The organism is Methylobacterium brachiatum, assembly GCF_900113845.1.
Taxonomy (GTDB): Bacteria; Pseudomonadota; Alphaproteobacteria; order Rhizobiales; family Beijerinckiaceae; genus Methylobacterium; species Methylobacterium brachiatum.
In genome coordinates this window covers 67,721-83,427 of the sequence record NZ_FOQW01000016.1, presented here as the reverse complement: position 1 = coordinate 83,427, position 15,707 = coordinate 67,721, and the positions used below count along the sequence as shown (strand labels likewise).

At 71.1% G+C, this 15,707-nt stretch carries 14 protein-coding genes; 9 read left to right on the top strand and 5 right to left on the bottom strand.

The window, feature by feature from the left end:
- Positions 1-56 precede the first annotated feature (56 nt).
- Positions 57-2,075, bottom strand: coding sequence for a potassium transporter Kup (locus BMZ47_RS20665; RefSeq protein ID WP_091864021.1), 2,019 nt, complete (start codon positions 2,073-2,075; stop codon positions 57-59).
- Positions 2,076-2,574: 499 nt separating this feature from the next.
- A complete protein-coding gene (gene ispG, locus BMZ47_RS20660; RefSeq protein ID WP_091864020.1) occupies positions 2,575-3,909 on the bottom strand; it encodes a flavodoxin-dependent (E)-4-hydroxy-3-methylbut-2-enyl-diphosphate synthase in 1,335 nt (444 codons plus the stop codon).
- 345 nt (positions 3,910-4,254) lie between these two features.
- On the opposite strand from ispG, the gene BMZ47_RS20655 reads away from it, so the two are divergent.
- The 9 genes from BMZ47_RS20655 to deoA all read left to right on the top strand — a co-directional run bounded on the left by BMZ47_RS20655 (position 4,255) and on the right by deoA (position 13,007).
- The gene (locus BMZ47_RS20655) at positions 4,255-5,382 is read left to right on the top strand and encodes a patatin-like phospholipase family protein (protein ID WP_091864064.1); all 1,128 of its coding nucleotides are present in this window, start codon (positions 4,255-4,257) and stop codon (positions 5,380-5,382) included.
- A gap of 290 nt (positions 5,383-5,672) precedes the next feature.
- Positions 5,673-7,313 (top strand): methyl-accepting chemotaxis protein, encoded by a 1,641-nt coding sequence (locus tag BMZ47_RS20650; RefSeq protein WP_091864063.1) that lies wholly within the window; start codon positions 5,673-5,675, stop codon positions 7,311-7,313.
- A gap of 128 nt (positions 7,314-7,441) precedes the next feature.
- Positions 7,442-8,005, top strand: a complete 564-nt coding sequence (locus BMZ47_RS20645; RefSeq protein ID WP_091864019.1) for a glutathione peroxidase — start codon at positions 7,442-7,444, stop codon at positions 8,003-8,005.
- A gap of 65 nt (positions 8,006-8,070) precedes the next feature.
- Entirely contained in the window at positions 8,071-8,694 is a 624-nt protein-coding gene (locus tag BMZ47_RS20640) for a sigma-70 family RNA polymerase sigma factor (protein WP_091864018.1), read from the top strand.
- 102 nt (positions 8,695-8,796) lie between these two features.
- The gene (locus tag BMZ47_RS20635; RefSeq protein WP_007560359.1) at positions 8,797-9,561 is read left to right on the top strand and encodes an anti-sigma factor family protein; all 765 of its coding nucleotides are present in this window, start codon (positions 8,797-8,799) and stop codon (positions 9,559-9,561) included.
- Positions 9,562-9,734: 173 nt separating this feature from the next.
- The gene (locus BMZ47_RS20630; RefSeq protein ID WP_091864017.1) at positions 9,735-10,163 is read left to right on the top strand and encodes a cytidine deaminase; all 429 of its coding nucleotides are present in this window, start codon (positions 9,735-9,737) and stop codon (positions 10,161-10,163) included.
- Positions 10,156-10,980: a purine-nucleoside phosphorylase gene (locus BMZ47_RS20625; protein ID WP_091864016.1), complete on the top strand. Its 825-nt coding sequence runs from the start codon at positions 10,156-10,158 to the stop codon at positions 10,978-10,980. Before BMZ47_RS20630 ends, BMZ47_RS20625 begins: the two co-directional genes overlap by 8 nt.
- Entirely contained in the window at positions 10,973-11,704 is a 732-nt protein-coding gene (gene deoC / locus BMZ47_RS20620) for a deoxyribose-phosphate aldolase (protein ID WP_091864015.1), read from the top strand. Before BMZ47_RS20625 ends, deoC begins: the two co-directional genes overlap by 8 nt.
- 4 nt (positions 11,705-11,708) lie before the next feature.
- Positions 11,709-13,007, top strand: coding sequence for a thymidine phosphorylase (deoA, locus tag BMZ47_RS20615; protein WP_091864014.1), 1,299 nt, complete (start codon positions 11,709-11,711; stop codon positions 13,005-13,007).
- Positions 13,008-13,025: 18 nt separating this feature from the next.
- Here deoA and BMZ47_RS20610 read toward each other — a convergent pair whose 3' ends face one another.
- The 3 genes from BMZ47_RS20610 to dnaJ all read right to left on the bottom strand — a co-directional run bounded on the left by BMZ47_RS20610 (position 13,026) and on the right by dnaJ (position 15,622).
- Positions 13,026-13,358: a hypothetical protein gene (locus tag BMZ47_RS20610; protein WP_091864013.1), complete on the bottom strand. Its 333-nt coding sequence runs from the start codon at positions 13,356-13,358 to the stop codon at positions 13,026-13,028.
- 281 nt (positions 13,359-13,639) lie between these two features.
- Positions 13,640-14,278 carry a class I SAM-dependent methyltransferase gene (locus BMZ47_RS20605; RefSeq protein ID WP_091864012.1) on the bottom strand — a complete coding sequence of 213 codons (639 nt, stop codon included), beginning with the start codon at positions 14,276-14,278 and terminating at the stop codon, positions 13,640-13,642.
- Positions 14,279-14,479: 201 nt separating this feature from the next.
- Positions 14,480-15,622, bottom strand: a complete 1,143-nt coding sequence (gene dnaJ / locus BMZ47_RS20600; RefSeq protein ID WP_007560344.1) for a molecular chaperone DnaJ — start codon at positions 15,620-15,622, stop codon at positions 14,480-14,482.
- Between the last annotated feature and the right edge of the window lie 85 nt (positions 15,623-15,707).

Here is a 15,707-nt window from a genome sequence, read left to right as displayed (position 1 = left end):
CGCCCTCGACGAGCGATGTAGATAATCGCACGCGCAGATCTACACCAGGGCCGGCGCTACACCGTCACCTGCGTCCCCACCTCGACCACACGCCCGGTGGGGATCTGGAAGAAGTCCGTTGCGTCGTTGGCGTTCTTGGCCAGGGTGATGAAGATGCGGTCCTGCCAGAGCGGCATGCCCGAATGGGTCGCCGGGCGGATTGAGCGGCGGGACAGGAAGAACGACGTCGCCATGATGTCGAACTTGAAGCCCTGGCGGCGCAGCAGCACCAGGGTCTTGGGGATGTTCGGCGTCTCCATGTAGCCGAACTTCATCACCACCCGGAAGAAATGCGGCCCCACCGGCTCGATCCGGACCTTGTCGGCCTCGTTCGAGCGCGGCGTGTCCACCGTCTCGACGGTGAGGATCACGTTCTTCTCGTGCAGCACCTTGTTGTGCTTGAGGTTGTGCAGGAGCGCGGCCGGGGCGATCTCGGGGTCGCTCGTCAGGAACACCGCGGTGCCGCGCACGTGGTGGGGCGGGCTCTTCTCCAGCATGCCGACCAGCTCGACCAGCGGCACGTCGGTCTTGCGGGTCTTGTTGAACAGGATCGTGACCCCGCGCACCCAGGTCCACATCAGGATCACGAGGCCGCCGGCCAGGATCAGGGGCACGTAGCCGCCCTCGACCACCTTGATCAGGTTGGAGAGCAGGAACAGGAACTCGACCACGATGAAGGGCAGCATCACCAGGGCGGCGGCCACCGGCGACCAGCCCCACATCCGCCAGATCACCAGGAAGGTCATCGAGGCGGTGAGCAGCATCGTGCCGGTCACCGCGATCCCGTAGGCCGAGGCCAGCGACGACGAGGTCTTGAACAGCACCGCCAGCAGGACGACGCCGATCATCAGCAGCGCGTTGATCTGCGGCAGGTAGATCTGCCCGGCATGCGATTCGGAGGTGTGGCGGATCTCGAGGCGCGGCAGCAGGCCGAGCTGGATCGCCTGCCGGGACAGGGAGAAGGCGCCGGTGATCACCGCCTGGCTCGCCACCACGGTGGCCAAAGTCGCCAGCACCACCATCGGCAGCAGGCCCCAGGCCGGGACGAGCTGGAAGAACGGGTCGGCGGTGTCGGGTTTCTCCAGCACCAGGGCGGCCTGGCCGAGATAGTTCAGGGCGAGCGCCGGAAACACGAGGCAGACCCAGGCGACCTGGATCGGCTTGCGGCCGAAATGCCCGAGATCGGCGAACAGGGCCTCGGCCCCGGTCACTGCCAGGAACACCGCGCCCAGGGCCACCAGCGCCCCGGTGCCGTGGCCGAGCAGGTAATGCACCGCGTACCAGGGGTTGGCGGCGCGGAACACCTCCGGGTGCAGGCCGATATGCGGCAGGGCCGCGAGCGCCATGGCCAGGAACCACACGATGGTCATCGGCCCGAAGAAGGCCGCGACCTTGGCGGTGCCGCGGTTCTGCACCAGGAACAGGGCGACGATGATCGTCACCGTGATCGGCAGCACGTAATCGTCCAGCGCCGGGGTGACGAGCTTCAGCCCCTCCACGGCCGAGAGCACCGAGATCGCCGGGGTGATCACCGCGTCGCCGTAGAACAGCGAGGCGCCGAGCAGGCCGAGCATGAACACGATGCGCGAGCCGCCAAGCGCCTTCCGGGCCAGCGCCATCAGCGAGAGGATGCCGCCCTCGCCGTTGTTGTCCATGCGCAGCAGGATCAGGACGTATTTGACCGTCACGATCAGGAACAGCGCCCAGAGGATCAGCGAGACGGTGCCGATCACCTCCTCGGGCAGCAGGATGCCGTCGGTGCGGGCGGGGACCAGCGCCTCGCGGAAGGCGTAGAGCGGGCTGGTGCCGATATCGCCGTAGACGACGCCGACCGAGCCGACCAGCAGCGTCCAGAAGCCGGCATGGCCGTGGCGGGTCTCGGCCTTCTCGGGGGCGTCGAGGGCGCCGCCGGGCGCGGGCCCCTGCGCCGGGCCGGTGCCGCCGGTCTCGCCGACCGCCGGGGCGGAATCGGGCGGGGCGTCAGAGGCCGCGGGCACGGGCTGGGCTGCTACGCCGGGTGCGAAGGTCTGGCTCATGCGGGATGTCGGAGGCTCGGGCGTGGCCGGCGTTTCGCGGGTCGGCTCAGGGGCCTGGTGGGGCCGGGCAGGAGGACGCGAAAACTCCGCCGAACCACGCGGGCCGGCCACCAGGCCGACCACTCACGGGATCGTGCGGCCTTGCTATCACGGCCTCGGGCGGCCGGGAACCGGGTGCGCCGCGAAGATCGGGGTTTGGGTGGACGCGGAGGCGACCGGCTCAGTCGCAATCTCGGATTTAGCGGGCGTTCGGCAGAAGCGGAAGGAAGTATCCTTCTTTCTTGGTCTCAGGAAACTCCCACCCTTCAATCGCTCACCTTGTCATCCCGGGGCCGCGAAGCGGAGCCCGGGATCCAGATCCATAGGTGTAGCAAGGTCTTGCGCCGTCAGCGGATCTGGATCCCGGGCTCGCCTGCGGCGCCCCGGGATGACGGGGTGATTTATTTCGCTGCCGTTCTTTGGTGTGATCGCCCAGCCGCCCGGCGCGACCTGCGTCGCGCTACTCGGCCGCGGTGCGCGTGCCGCCGCCCTGCTGGCCGAATCGGCGCTCGATGTAGTCGATCACGACGTTCTCGAAATCCTTGGCGAGCGTCGCGCCGCGCAGCGTCATGGCCTTCTTGCCGTCGATGAACACCGGGGCGGTCGGGGTCTCGCCGGTGCCCGGCAGGGAGATGCCGATATCGGCGTGCTTCGATTCGCCCGGGCCGTTGACGATGCAGCCCATCACGGCGACGTTCAGGCCCTCGACGCCCGGATAGGTCTTCTTCCATTCCGGCATGGAGGTGACGATCCAGTTCTGGATGTCCCGGGCCAGCTCCTGGAAGGTGGTCGAGGTGGTGCGCCCGCAACCGGGGCAGGCCGCGACCATCGGCACGAAGGTGCGGAAGCCCATGGTCTGCAGGAGCTCCTGGCTCGCCTTGACCTCGACGCTCCGGTCGCCGCCCGGCTCGGGGGTCAGCGAGTAGCGGATCGTGTCGCCGATCCCTTCCTGCAGCAGCACGCCGATCGCTGCCGAGGCGGCCACCAGGCCCTTCGAGCCCATGCCGGCCTCGGTCAGGCCGAGATGGATCGCGTAATCCGAGCGGCGGGCGACCTCGCGGTAGACCGCGATCAGGTCCTGCACCGCCGAGACCTTGGCCGACAGGATGATCTTGTTCTGCGGCAGGCCCAGCGCCACCGCCCGGTCGGCCGAGCCGATCGCCGAGCGCACCATCGCCTCGCGCATCACCGCGCGGGCATCGATCGGCCGCGGCAGCTTGGCGTTCTCGTCCATCAGGTGGGTGAGCAGCTCGCCGTCGAGCGAGCCCCAGTTGGCGCCGATCCGCACGGTCTTGCCGTACTTGATCGCCTGCTCGATGATCGAGGAGAACTGGGTGTCCTTCTTCTCCTTGAACCCGACATTGCCGGGATTGATCCGGTACTTCGCCAGGGCCTCGGCGCAGGCCGGATGGTCGGCGAGCAGCTTGTGGCCGATATAGTGGAAGTCGCCGACCAGCGGCACGTGCACGCCGATCCGGTCGAGGCGCTCGCGAATCTTCGGCACCGCGGCGGCGGCCTCGTCCCGGTCGACCGTGATGCGGACCAGCTCCGAGCCGACCCGGGCGAGCTGGGCGACCTGCGCCACTGTCGCGTCGATGTCGGCGGTGTCGGTGTTGGTCATCGACTGCACGACGATCGGGGCGCCGCCGCCGACCGTGACCGCGCCTTCGCCCTCGCCGACCGTGACGCCCACGGTGCGGTGGCGTGGCGCGGGGCCGGCGATCTCCGGACCACCGCTGGCCAGCAGGGACTCGGGGGCGGGATTCTCGGAGCGGATGGCTTCCATGACTTCCATCGTGGACCTTCGCGGGCGCGCTTTGCGGAAGCGCCGGAGCCTTTCGAGGCCGGCCGGGCGTTTCGCGGCGCGCGCCTCGCCGGAGCTTCGGGGCTGCGGGCCGACCGCACTTAGCTGCGGACGACGCCGCGCAGCGTCAAGCCGACGCCACGCATGACAGCATCGCGGCTGTCATGTCGTATCTGGCCGCGGATGTCGAGTTTGCCGAGGGCGCGACATCGGTTTTCGTCCGCCCTGTTGCCGAATCGCGCGGTCCGGCCGGCTCTCGGACCGGCGGACGGCCCCGGCGCGGTTGATGTTGCAGTGCAGCATCCCATTTACGGGATCCTGTTCCTGGAGGCCGACATGAGCGAGCACCCCCACGGCGGTGAGCCGCACAACCCGGCGACCGCCGTCCCCGAAATTCCGGTCTCGGACGGGATCGAGCCCTTGGCGGTGCAGCCGGCCCACCAGCTCCTCGCCGGCCCCCGGGCCGAGAAGCCGGTGGCTTTGGCCCTGCAGGGCGGCGGCGCGCACGGGGCCTTCACCTGGGGCGTGCTCGACGCGCTGATCGAGGACGGGCGCCTGGCCTTCGAGGCGGTGACCGGGGCAAGCGCCGGAGCGATGAACGGCGTCGTGATGGTCGACGGCTGGCTGAAGGGCGGGCCGGACGGCGCTCGGGAGGGGCTGGAGCGGTTCTGGCGCGAGGTCAGCCTCGACGGCGATCTCGGGCCGACGCAGCGCAACTTCGTCAGCGGGTTGTTCAACCTGTGGAAGGGCAACCCGGTGGCCGAATTCTGGGCCAAGATGCTCTCGCCGAGCCCCTACGTGTCGAACCCGCTCAACATCAACCCGCTGCGCAAGGCGCTGGCCGAGCAGATCGATTTCGAGCGCCTGCGCGAGGCCGAGACCGCGGGCCTGTTCGTCTCGGCGACCAATGTCTGGACCGGCAAGCTCGCGGTGTTCGAGCGCGAGCGCCTGACCGTCGATCACCTGATGGCCTCGGCCTGCCTGCCGACGGTGTTCCAGGCCGTGGAAATCGACGGGGTGCCCTATTGGGACGGCGGCTATCTCGGCAACCCGCCGCTCTACCCGCTGCACCGGGCCGCCCAGACCCGCGACATCGTGCTGGTCCAGATCAACCCGGTCGAGCGGCGCGAGACCCCGCGCACGGAGAGCGAGATCCGAGACCGGCTCAACGAGATCACCTTCAACGCCAACCTGATGCGGGAATTGCGGGCGATCGACTTCATCGACGGCCTGATCGAGGACGGCACCCTCGGTCAGGGGGGCTACCGCCGGGTCCTGGTGCACCGCATCGACGGGACCGACGCGCTGGAGGATTACAACGCCGCCTCCAAGCTCGACGCGCGCTGGACCGTGTTCAAGCGCCTGCGGGACAAGGGCCGCGCGGCCGCGCAGGCCTGGCTCGCCGAGACCTACGGGACGATCGGCCAGGCCTGTACACTCAATCTGCGGGATGCGTATCAGTAAAGATCCGTATCTCCGACGCTTGGATCGATTTTTGTCAGGTGTCTGTGCGGTAGATTTGAGGGCCGGTGTTCAATAAGTGCTGTATATTTGCGTCATATGGCGCTTAATTGCCCGTCTGATGTGCGACCATAAAGCAGAAAATCCCAGTCGTAAGATATCTTTCATGGAGCTGCGCTAGCTCGGTCCCTTCACCGAAGACCGACAGGGCGCGGTGATTCTTGCTCCTGGGAGGACGGGCCGTGGGATTTCGTCTGATCGACCTCAAGACCGGCGTGAAGATCGCGCTGATCATGGCCCTGATGCTGGCGATCACGGCCGGCGTCTCGGCGATCTCGTTGCGCAACATCGGGTTGATCGAGGACGCCGAGGCCTGGACCGTCCATACCCACGAGGTGCTGGCGGAGGTCGAGCGGACGGTCGTGGCGATGATCGACCGGGAGACCGCCCTGCGCGGCTACCTGATCTCCGCCGATCCGCGCTTCCTCGAGCCCGAGGAGGCCGGGCGGAAAGCTTTCGCGGCGTCCTGGGAGGCGGCGCGCAAGCTCACGGCCAACAACCCCACCCAGCCCGCGCGCCTCATGGAGCTGAAGGCGCTGGTCGAGCGCTGGAGCGCCGAGGTGGCGGACCGCGAGCTTGCCCTGATGAAGGATCCGGCGACCCGGGAGGAAGCGCGGCGCCTCGAAGGCTCGGGGGTCGGCAAGGCGGTGATGGACGCCGTGCGCGCGAAGGCGGCCGAGATCGCGCAGGTCGAGCAGGACCTGCTGAAGGTGCGCAGCGCCGCCTCGGCGACCGCCATCGCGTCGTCGCGGGCGGCCAACCTGATCGGCCTCGGCCTGATCGTCCTCACCGCCCTGGTCGGGTCGCTGGCCCTGCATAAGGGCATCGGCAAGCCGATCCACCAGATGACCCAGGCCATGACCCGGCTCGCCGCCAACGACCTCTCCACCGAGATCCCGGCGGTCGGGCGCCGCGACGAGATCGGCGCCATGGCGAGGGCCGTGCAGGTCTTCCGGGACGGGCTCGCCCGCGCCAAGGCCCTGGAGGAGGAGGCCGCCCAGACCCAGGCCAGGGTCGAGGCGCAGCGCAAGGCCGCGATGCGCGACATGGCCGCCTCCTTCGAGAGCGCGGTCGGCGGCATCGTCCGCGCCGTCACCACGGCCGCGACGAATCTGAAATCCACCGCCGAGACCATGAGCGCCGCGGCCACGGAGACCGCCGCCCAGTCGACCACGGTCGCGTCGGCGGCCGAGGAGGCGGCCTCGAACGTCAACACCGTGGCGGCGGCGGCCGAGGAACTCGGCGTCTCGGTCAACGAGATCGGCCGCCAGGTCCAGGCCTCGGCCGACCTCGCCGACGCCGCCGTGACCGAGGCCGGGAAATCCGCGGAGCTGGTGCGCAGCCTGCGCGACCGCGCCGCCAAGATCGGCGCCGTGGTCGACCTGATCAGCGGCATCGCCTCGCAGACCAACCTCCTGGCGCTCAACGCGACCATCGAGGCGGCGCGGGCCGGCGAGGCCGGTCGCGGCTTCGCGGTGGTCGCCACCGAGGTCAAGGAACTGGCCGGACAGACCGCCAAGGCCACCGACGAGATCGCCCGGCAGATCGGCGAGATCCAGTCCTGGACCGGTGAGACCGTGGAGGCGATCGGCGTCATCGTCGGCCGCATCACCGAGATGAGCGGGCTGTCCACCGGGATCGCCGCGGCGATCGAGGAGCAGGGCTCGGCCACCCAGGAGATCGTCCGGAACGTCGGGCAGGCGGCGTTCGGGGCCAGCGAGGTCACGGCCAACATCGCCGGGGTCGCCAGCGCCGCCGAGGGGGCCGGAGCCGCAGCAACCCAGGTGCTCGGCTCGGCCTCCGAACTCTCGGTCCAGGCCGAGCGGCTTGACGTGGAGGTCCACCGCTTCCTCGACACGGTGCGGGCCGCCTAGGCGAAGCGCGGGGCTTCGAACCCCGCCGAAGGGCCGCGGGCGCTTCGGCGTCCCGGTGTTGGGATCTTCCGCGGCGCGCCCTAGATCCTGCTCGGGCGTGCCAGCGCCCGTGACCCTGCGAGGCCGCCATGACGTTGTTGCGCCGCGAGGCCCTGATCCTGCTCGGTGCCGGGCTCGGTGCCGGGATTGCCGGCGCGGCCCGGGCCGCCTCCGGGCGGGCGACCGACTTCGCCTTCGAGCATCCGGAGGGCGGCGCGATGCCGCTCTCGGCCTATGCCGGCCGGCCGATCCTCGTGGTCAACACCGCCACCGCCTGCGGCTATGCCGGGCAGCTCGCCGGGCTGCAGACCCTGTGGACCCGCTTCGGCGACCGGGGCCTCACGGTGATCGGCGTGCCGTCGCCGGATTTCGGCAACCAGGAACCGCTCGACGGGCCGGCCATCGCGGAGGCCGCGCGGAAGAACCACGGCGTGACCTTCCCGCTGACCGCCAAGACCCGGGTGAAGATGCCGGGCGCCCATCCGTTCTACCAATGGGCGGCGTCGGAGCGGCCGGGCGAGACGCCGCGCTGGAACTTCCACAAGTACTTGATCGCCCGGGACGGCTCGCTGGCCGCCGCCTTCGCCACGCAGGTCGAGCCCACCGATCCCCGGATGGTCTCGGGCATCGCCGCCACCCTCGATCAGGCCTGACCGGGTCCCGCGGCCGCAAAGCGGAGGCCCGGGATTAAACGCCCGGCCTGCCGCGTTCACACCCTATGGCATCAGACAAGCACAAGCATCCGGACATCGTCGATCTGCTGGTGCCCCTGAGGCGCTATGCCCGCTCGCTCACCCGCGACGCGCTGCGGGCGGACGACCTGGTGCACGATACCCTGGTGCGCGCCCTGGAGATGCAGGGATCCCTGCGCCCGAACACCAACCTGCGCACCTGGATGATGACGGTGCTGCACAACGCCTTCATCGACGAGCAGCGCCGCCGCCAGGTCGAGGCGCGGCACGCCGACGCGCTGGTGCGGATGAGCGAAGACATGGCGCCCCCCGCCCAGGAGGGCCGGGTGCGCCTCGCCCAGATCCGGCAGGCCTTCCTGACCCTGCCGGAGGAGCAGCGCGCCGCGCTCCACCTCGTGACGCTCGAAGGCATGGCCTATGCCGACGCCGCCGCGGTGCTCGGCATCCCGATCGGCACGCTGATGTCCCGCCTCGGCCGCGGCCGGGCGGCGCTCCGGGCCTTCGAGGAGGGCAGCCGGGCCAAGGCCGAGGCCGAGACCGAGGCGAGCCGGCCCGATGCGCGGCGCGGCACCTTCACCGGCCTGCGCCTCGTCACCTCCGACGAGTCGCGGGACCGGCCGCCCCTGAAACGCGCCGCGGGTGATGCCTGAGGCATCGGGCCCGCACGAGGCCGGCATCGCAGAGCCGGCACCTATGATGATGACGACCGGCGGATCCGCCCCGGCGGCACGCTGGAACCGAGGACTTCACCGATGATGGATCCGATCACAGACGACGATCTCATCGCTTTCGTCGACGGGCAGATCGACCCGATGCGCCGTCTCGATGTCGAGGCGCATCTGGCCGCCCATCCCGGGGCCGCCGCCCAGGTGATGGCCGACCTGCACGATCGCGACGCGCTCCGGGCCGCCTTCGGGCGCCTGCCCGGGCCGGGACCCGACCGCAACGTCGTCCTGGCGCGCCGCTTCGACCGCAACCTGCGCTGGCACCGGGTCGCCTCGCGGCTCAAGCGTGCCGCCGCCATCGCGGTGCTGGTCGGCGCGGGCTGGCTCGCCCATGACGAGATCGGTCGCTTCGGCGTGCCCGACACCCTCGCGGCGACCCCTGATCCGGCGCTGATCGCCGATGCCCGCCAGGCCCGCGCCGTGGCGCAGCTGCGCAAGAGCATCGCCAACCAGGGCGACCACCCGGCCTACGACCGGGCCCGCCTCCAATCGGTCACCGGCATCGACCTGCCGCCGCTCCCGGCCGGCTGGCAGGTGCGCGACATCCAGATCTTCCCCGGCCGCCACGGCACCGGCATCGAGATCGCCTTCGAGGCCGGCACCTTCGGTGAGGCCTCGCTATTCGCGACCCGGGGCCTGCGCGGCGGTCCGGCCGCCCTCACGGGCTCGGATGACGGCGCCCTCCTATCCTGGAACGCCGGCGACACCGCCTACGCGCTGAGCGGCCCGCAGGACGATGCCGTGCTGCGTCAGGCCGCCGGCCTGCTCGGGGCTGACGCGGCGGCGCGCTGAGCGATTCGCGCGGGGACGCTTGAGCATCGGCCGTGTCATTCCGGGGCGCCGTAGGCGAGCCCGGGATGACGGGACTGGGGTATCGACGCCTGTGAGCCGGCGCGTCCTACCGGAAGATCTGCCCGCGCACCCGCCACTCGACAGGGCGCCCCGCCGGGTGCCAAAGATCGGCCATGCAGGCGGCCGATTCAGCACAACGGAATGACGGGCTGACGGCCCTGTTCGAGGCCGCGCGGGCGGTGCGCGAACGGGCCCATGCGCCCTATTCCCGGTTCCGGGTGGGGGCGGCTTTGCGCGACGAGCACGGCGCGATCCATGCCGGATGCAATGTCGAGAACGCGGCCTACCCGGTCGGCACCTGTGCCGAGGCCGGGGCGATCGCCGCGATGATCGCGGGCGGCGGCCGGCGCATCGCCGAGATCCTGGTCTGCGGCGACGGCGCGGGCCTGGTGACGCCCTGCGGCGCCTGCCGCCAGCGCATCCGTGAATTCGCCGGGCCGGACACGCCGATCCACGCCGCCGGGCCGGACCGCGTCGCCAAGACCTTCACGCTGGCGGCGTTGCTGCCCGAATCGTTCGGGCCGGAGACGCTGGGTGACTGAGGCCGCCGCCCTCGACGCGCTGCGAGCCGCCGGTTTCGGCGGCGGCTACGCCTGCGCCCTCGTCACCGGCACCGGGCTCGGCGGCATCGCGGCCGCACTCGAGGATTCAACCGCCCTGGATTACGGCCGGATCCCCGGTTTCCCCGGCGCCGGCGTCAGCGGCCATGGCGGCCGGCTGCATCGCGGACGCCTCGATGGGCGGCCGGTGCTGGTGTTCGAGGGCCGGGCGCACGCCTACGAGCGGGGCGACGCGGCGGCGATGCGGGTGCCGCTCGCCTGCGCGGCCGGCCTCGGCGCAAAGCGCCTGCTCCTGACCAACGCCTCCGGGTCGTTGCGGCCGGAGCTCGGCCCCGGCAGCCTGATCCTGCTCGCGGACCACATCAACCTGTCGGGGATGAACCCGCTGATCGGCGAGGCGAGCGACGCCCGCTTCGTGCCGATGACCGAGGCCTACGATCCGGCGCTGCGCGCCCAGCTCCGGGCGGCGGCGGGGGCCTGCGGGCTTCCGCTCACGGAGGGCGTCTACGCCTGGTTCTCCGGCCCGAGCTTCGAGACCCCGGCCGAGGTCCGGATGGCCGGCATCCTCGGGGCCGATCTGGTCGGCATGTCGACGGTGCCCGAGGTGATCCTGGCCCGCTTCCTCGGCCTGCCGGTTTCGGCCGTGTCGGTGGTGACCAACCTCGCCGCCGGGATCGCCGGGGGCGCCCCCCATCACGCCGAGACCAAGGCAGTGGCGGCCCGCGCCGCGGCGGATCTCGGCCGCCTGCTCCGGGCCTTCGTGGCCGGCCTGCCCGCCGAGGAGACCGAACATGGATGAACCCGATGCCGGTGCGGTCGCCCGCCGGGCGCTGCCGCTCCTCGATCTCACCGACCTGACCGAGACCTGCACCGAGCCGAAGATCGAGGCCCTGTGCCGGGATGCGCGCAGCGGCGGCGTCGCGGCGATCTGCGTCTGGCCGCATTTCGTGGCGCAGGGCGCCCGGGCGCTCAAGGGCAGCGGCATCCGGGTCGCCACGGTGATCAACTTTCCCGCCGGAGGCGAGGATTGCGCCCGGGCGACCGACGACACCGCCGAGGCCCTGCGCGACGGCGCCGACGAGATCGACCTCGTCCTGCCCTATCGCGCCTTCCTGCGCGGCGATGCGGACACCGCCCGCGACATGATCGAGGCGGTGCGCGACACCTGCGGAGCCGCGTCCCTCAAGGTCATCTTGGAGACCGGCGAGATCGCCGATCCCGACGCGATCCGGCGTGCGAGCCGCCTGGCGCTGGCGGCGGGGGCCGACTTCCTGAAGACCTCCACGGGCAAGAGCCCGGTCTCGGCGACCCCGGAGGCCGCCGCGGTGATGCTGGCCGAGATCCGGGCGAGCGGCCGCCCCGCCGGGCTCAAGGTGTCGGGCGGCCTGCGCAGCGTCGCCGATGCCGGCGCCTATCTCGCGCTGGCCGACCGGATCATGGGGGCCGACTGGGTGAGCGCGAAAACATTCCGGCTCGGGGCGAGCAGCCTGTTCGGCGCCCTGATGCAAGCACGGGAGTCTTGAGGGCATGCGCCTGCCGCAGGAAACCATCCGGGCCAAGCGGGACGGCCTGACGCTCGATCCGGAGGAGATCGCGGCCTTCGTCCGCGGCCTCACCGACGGCGCGGTCGGGGAGGGGCAGGCGGCGGCCTTCGCCATGGCGGTGTTCTTCCGCGGCCTCGCGCTGCCCGAGCGCGTGGCGCTGACCCGGGCGATGGCCGAATCCGGCCGGGTGCTCGCCTGGGACCTGCCGGGCCCGGTTCTCGACAAGCATTCCACCGGCGGCATCGGCGACACGGTGAGCCTGCCGCTCGCCCCGATGGTGGCGGCCTGCGGCGGCTTCGTGCCGATGATCTCCGGCCGCGGCCTCGGCCATACCGGCGGGACGCTCGACAAGCTCGCCAGCATCCCGGGCTACGACGCCACCCCGGGGCTCGACACGTTCCGCCGGGTCGTTGGTGAGGTCGGCTGTGCGATCATCGGCCAGACCGCCGAGCTGGCCCCGGCCGACCGGCGCCTCTACGCGATCCGCGATGTTACCGGCACGGTCGAATCCCTCGACCTGATCACCGCGTCGATCCTGTCGAAGAAGCTGGCCGCCGGGCTCCAGGGCCTGGTGATGGACGTCAAGCAGGGCTCCGGCGCCTTCATGACCGGGCTCGACGAGGCCAGGGCGCTGGCCGAGAGCATCGTCACGGTGGCCGAGGGGGCCGGCCTGCGCACCGCCGCGCTGATCACCGACATGGACGCGCCGCTCGCCAGCGCCGCCGGAAACGCGCTCGAAGTGGCCTACGCGCTCGATTACCTGACCGGCGCCCGCCGGGAGCCGCGCTTCCACGCGGTCACTCTGGCCCTCGGGGCGGAGATGCTGGTCGCCGGCGGGCTCGCGCCGGACCGTGACGCGGCGTCCGAGCGCCTGGAGACGGCTCTCACCTCCGGCCGGGCAGCCGAGATCTTCTCGAACATGATCGCGGCGCTCGGCGGCCCGGGCGATCTGCTGAAGGCTCCGGCGCACTACCTGCCCGCGGCGCCGGTGCAGCGGCCGGTCCGGCAGGACGGCACGGTGGCAGGCATCGACACGCGGGCGATCGGGCTGGCGGTGATCGGGCTCGGCGGCGGCCGGACCCGGCCCGAGGACGCGATCGACCCGCGGGTCGGGTTCACCGATCTCGCGGGTCCCGGGGATGCGTCCGGCCTGCTCGGGATCGTCCATGCGGCCGACGCGGCCGCCGCCGACCGGGCGGAGGCGGGTCTGCGGGCGGCCTACCGGATGGGCGAAGCGCCATCCGGCCGGCCGCCGATCATCGAGCGGGTGGGAGCCGGGTAGGACCCGGCCCCGTCCGCCTTACCAGCGGCCGTAGCCGTGACGGTGACCCCAGCCGCCGTGACGGTGATGGCCGAAACCGCGATGGTGGCCCCAGCCGTAATGATGGCCGCGTCCGCGGCCCCAGCCGTGATGGTGGTGGCCGCGGAAGCCCGGTCCAAAGCCGTGACGCGGGCCGAAGCCGTGGCGATGGCCGTATCCGTAGCCGTACTGGACATCCACGATGTCGCCGGCGCCCTGATGCAGGCCGGGGTCGAGGCCGAGCGGCGCGGCCATCGCGGGCGCCCCGAGGGTGACCCCTCCGAGCGCCAGGGCGGCGGCGGCCAGGCGTAGGCGTGCGGTCTTGGTGAACATCGGCGTCCTCCTGTGCCTCTCCGGCCGCGCTGCCGCGACCGGCTGTGCCCCCGGTGTGACGCCTTTAAGTTGACGCTGACGTGAGTTCGGCCCTCAGGCGTTGTTCAGGTTCGGCGAGGAGCGGAATGGGCGTGGTTGGGATCCCGCCAGCCACGCCGTCATCACGCGCGCAGCGAAGCGACCCGGGGATCCGCCACGTTAGGGAATCGCGCGCTGCCGGATTGCTTCGCTGCGCTCGCAATGACGGTGAGGGCGATCCGGTATCGCCGAGCGGTGGTGCCCTAGGGCCGCCGGTACACCCACACCCGCGCGGGCGGCAGGTTCAGCCAGACGCGGTTCGACCGGTCGGCGGTGTAGCTGCCGGCCTCGCACCGGGCCGGGATCGGCGGCACCACCGCGTAGGTGAACTGCACGAAGGGCGCACCCGGCTGCATCAGGTCGTGAGCGGCGTTGAGCAGGTCGAGGCGCTGCTCGAGCGGCTTGGTGAACAGCGGCAGGCTCGAGATCGTCGCGGCGGCGGGCTGGGCCAGCACCGTCTTCAGGGTCGCGCGCATGTCGTAGGCGTCGCCCCGGATCACCGTGACCCCGGGGAAGCGGCGGGTCAGCAGGCGGCAGAAATCGGGGTTGAACTCCACCAGGATCAGCCGTGAGGCCGCGATGCCCCGGCGAATCAGCGCCTCCGTGACCGGGCCGGTGCCGGGGCCGAGCTCGACCACCGGGCCCTCGCGGCGCGGATCGACATAGGACGCCATGGTCCGGGCGAGCATCTTGCCCGAGGGCGTCACCGCGCCGGTGACCAGCGGCCGCTCGAACCAGGACCGCAGGAAGCGGGCCTCGTCCTCGAGAGGGTCGCGCCGCGGCCCAAGACTGTCACCCCTGGCGGCAGGGGCCTTCGCGCTGGGACGGCGGAGCGGCGGCAAGTCCTGAATTCCTCGAAGCCGATGGGAATGGAAGGCTAAGGCAACGCGCCGTCTTACAGTCAAGCTGGCCCGGCGCCTAGGGTAAGCATGCCACGCTCGCCCGATGCATAACGGGCGTGCACGGGTTCGGATCCGGCCTTGGAGCGCGCGCAGCCGAAGGGGAGGCCGGTTCGGCGTCGGCGAGCGCGCTCAATCAAAGCCTCATGGCCGGACGGCGCTGCCAAAGAAGTCCCGGACCTTGGCGAAGAAGCCCGCCGATTCCGGGTGGTTCTCCGGGGAGGCCGACTGGTCGAACTCCTGGAGCAGCTCGCGCTGGCGCTTGGTCAGGTTCTGCGGAGTCTCGACAAAGACCTGGATGTAGAGGTCGCCGACCTCCCGCGAGCGGAGCACCGGCATGCCCTTGCCCTTGATCCGGAATTGCTTGGCGGTCTGCGTCCCGGCCGGGATCCGCACCTGGGTCTGCGAGCCGTCGATCACCGGAACGGTGATCTCGCCCGAGAGCGCGGCCGTGACCATCGAGATCGGCACCCGGCAGAACAGGTCGGCGCCGTCGCGCTGGAAGAACTCGTGCTGCTTGATCGAGAGGAAGACGTAGAGGTCCCCGGGCGGGCCGCCGCGCAGGCCGCTCTCGCCCTCGCCGGCGAGCCGGATGCGCAGGCCGTCATCGACGCCCGCCGGCACGTTGATCGAGAGCGTGCGCTCGCGGTTGACCCGGCCGGCGCCCTGGCAGGTGGTGCAGGGATCGTCGACGATCTCGCCGCGGCCGTGGCAATTCGGGCAGGTGCGCTCGATGGCGAAGAAGCCCTGCGCGGCCCGGACCCGGCCGTAGCCCGCGCAAGTCGGGCAGGTCCGCGGCTTCGAGCCGGGCTTGGCGCCCGAGCCGTCGCAGGCCTCGCAGGTCACCGAGGTCGGAATTCGGATGGTCTCGGCCTTGCCGATGAAAGCCTCTTCGAGGGTGATCTCGAGGTTGTAGCGCAGGTCGGAGCCGCGCTCGCGACCCGGGGCGCCACCGCCGCGCCCGCGCTGGGCGCCGCCGCGGCCGTCGCCGAAGAAATTGTCGAAGATGTCCGACATGAAGTCGCCGAACTCGTTGCCGAATCCGGGGCCGCCCCCGCCCTGGCTGAAGGCGGCATGGCCGAACTTGTCGTAGGCCGCGCGCTTCTGGCCGTCCGAGAGGCACTGATAGGCCTCGTTCAATTCCTTGAACTTGATCTCGGCTTCCTTGTCGCCGGGATTGCGGTCGGGATGATAGGTCATTGCGAGCTTGCGGAAAGCGACCTTCAGCTCGCTTTCCGTGGCGGTCTTGGCGACCCCCAGGATCTCGTAATAGTCCCGCTTCGACATCCCACCCAGTCTCCGGACAATCAGAAGGCGCTGCGATCCCTGGGCCCGTCAGGTCCGCCGCGGCGGGTCCCTCGGGGCAGGTCTT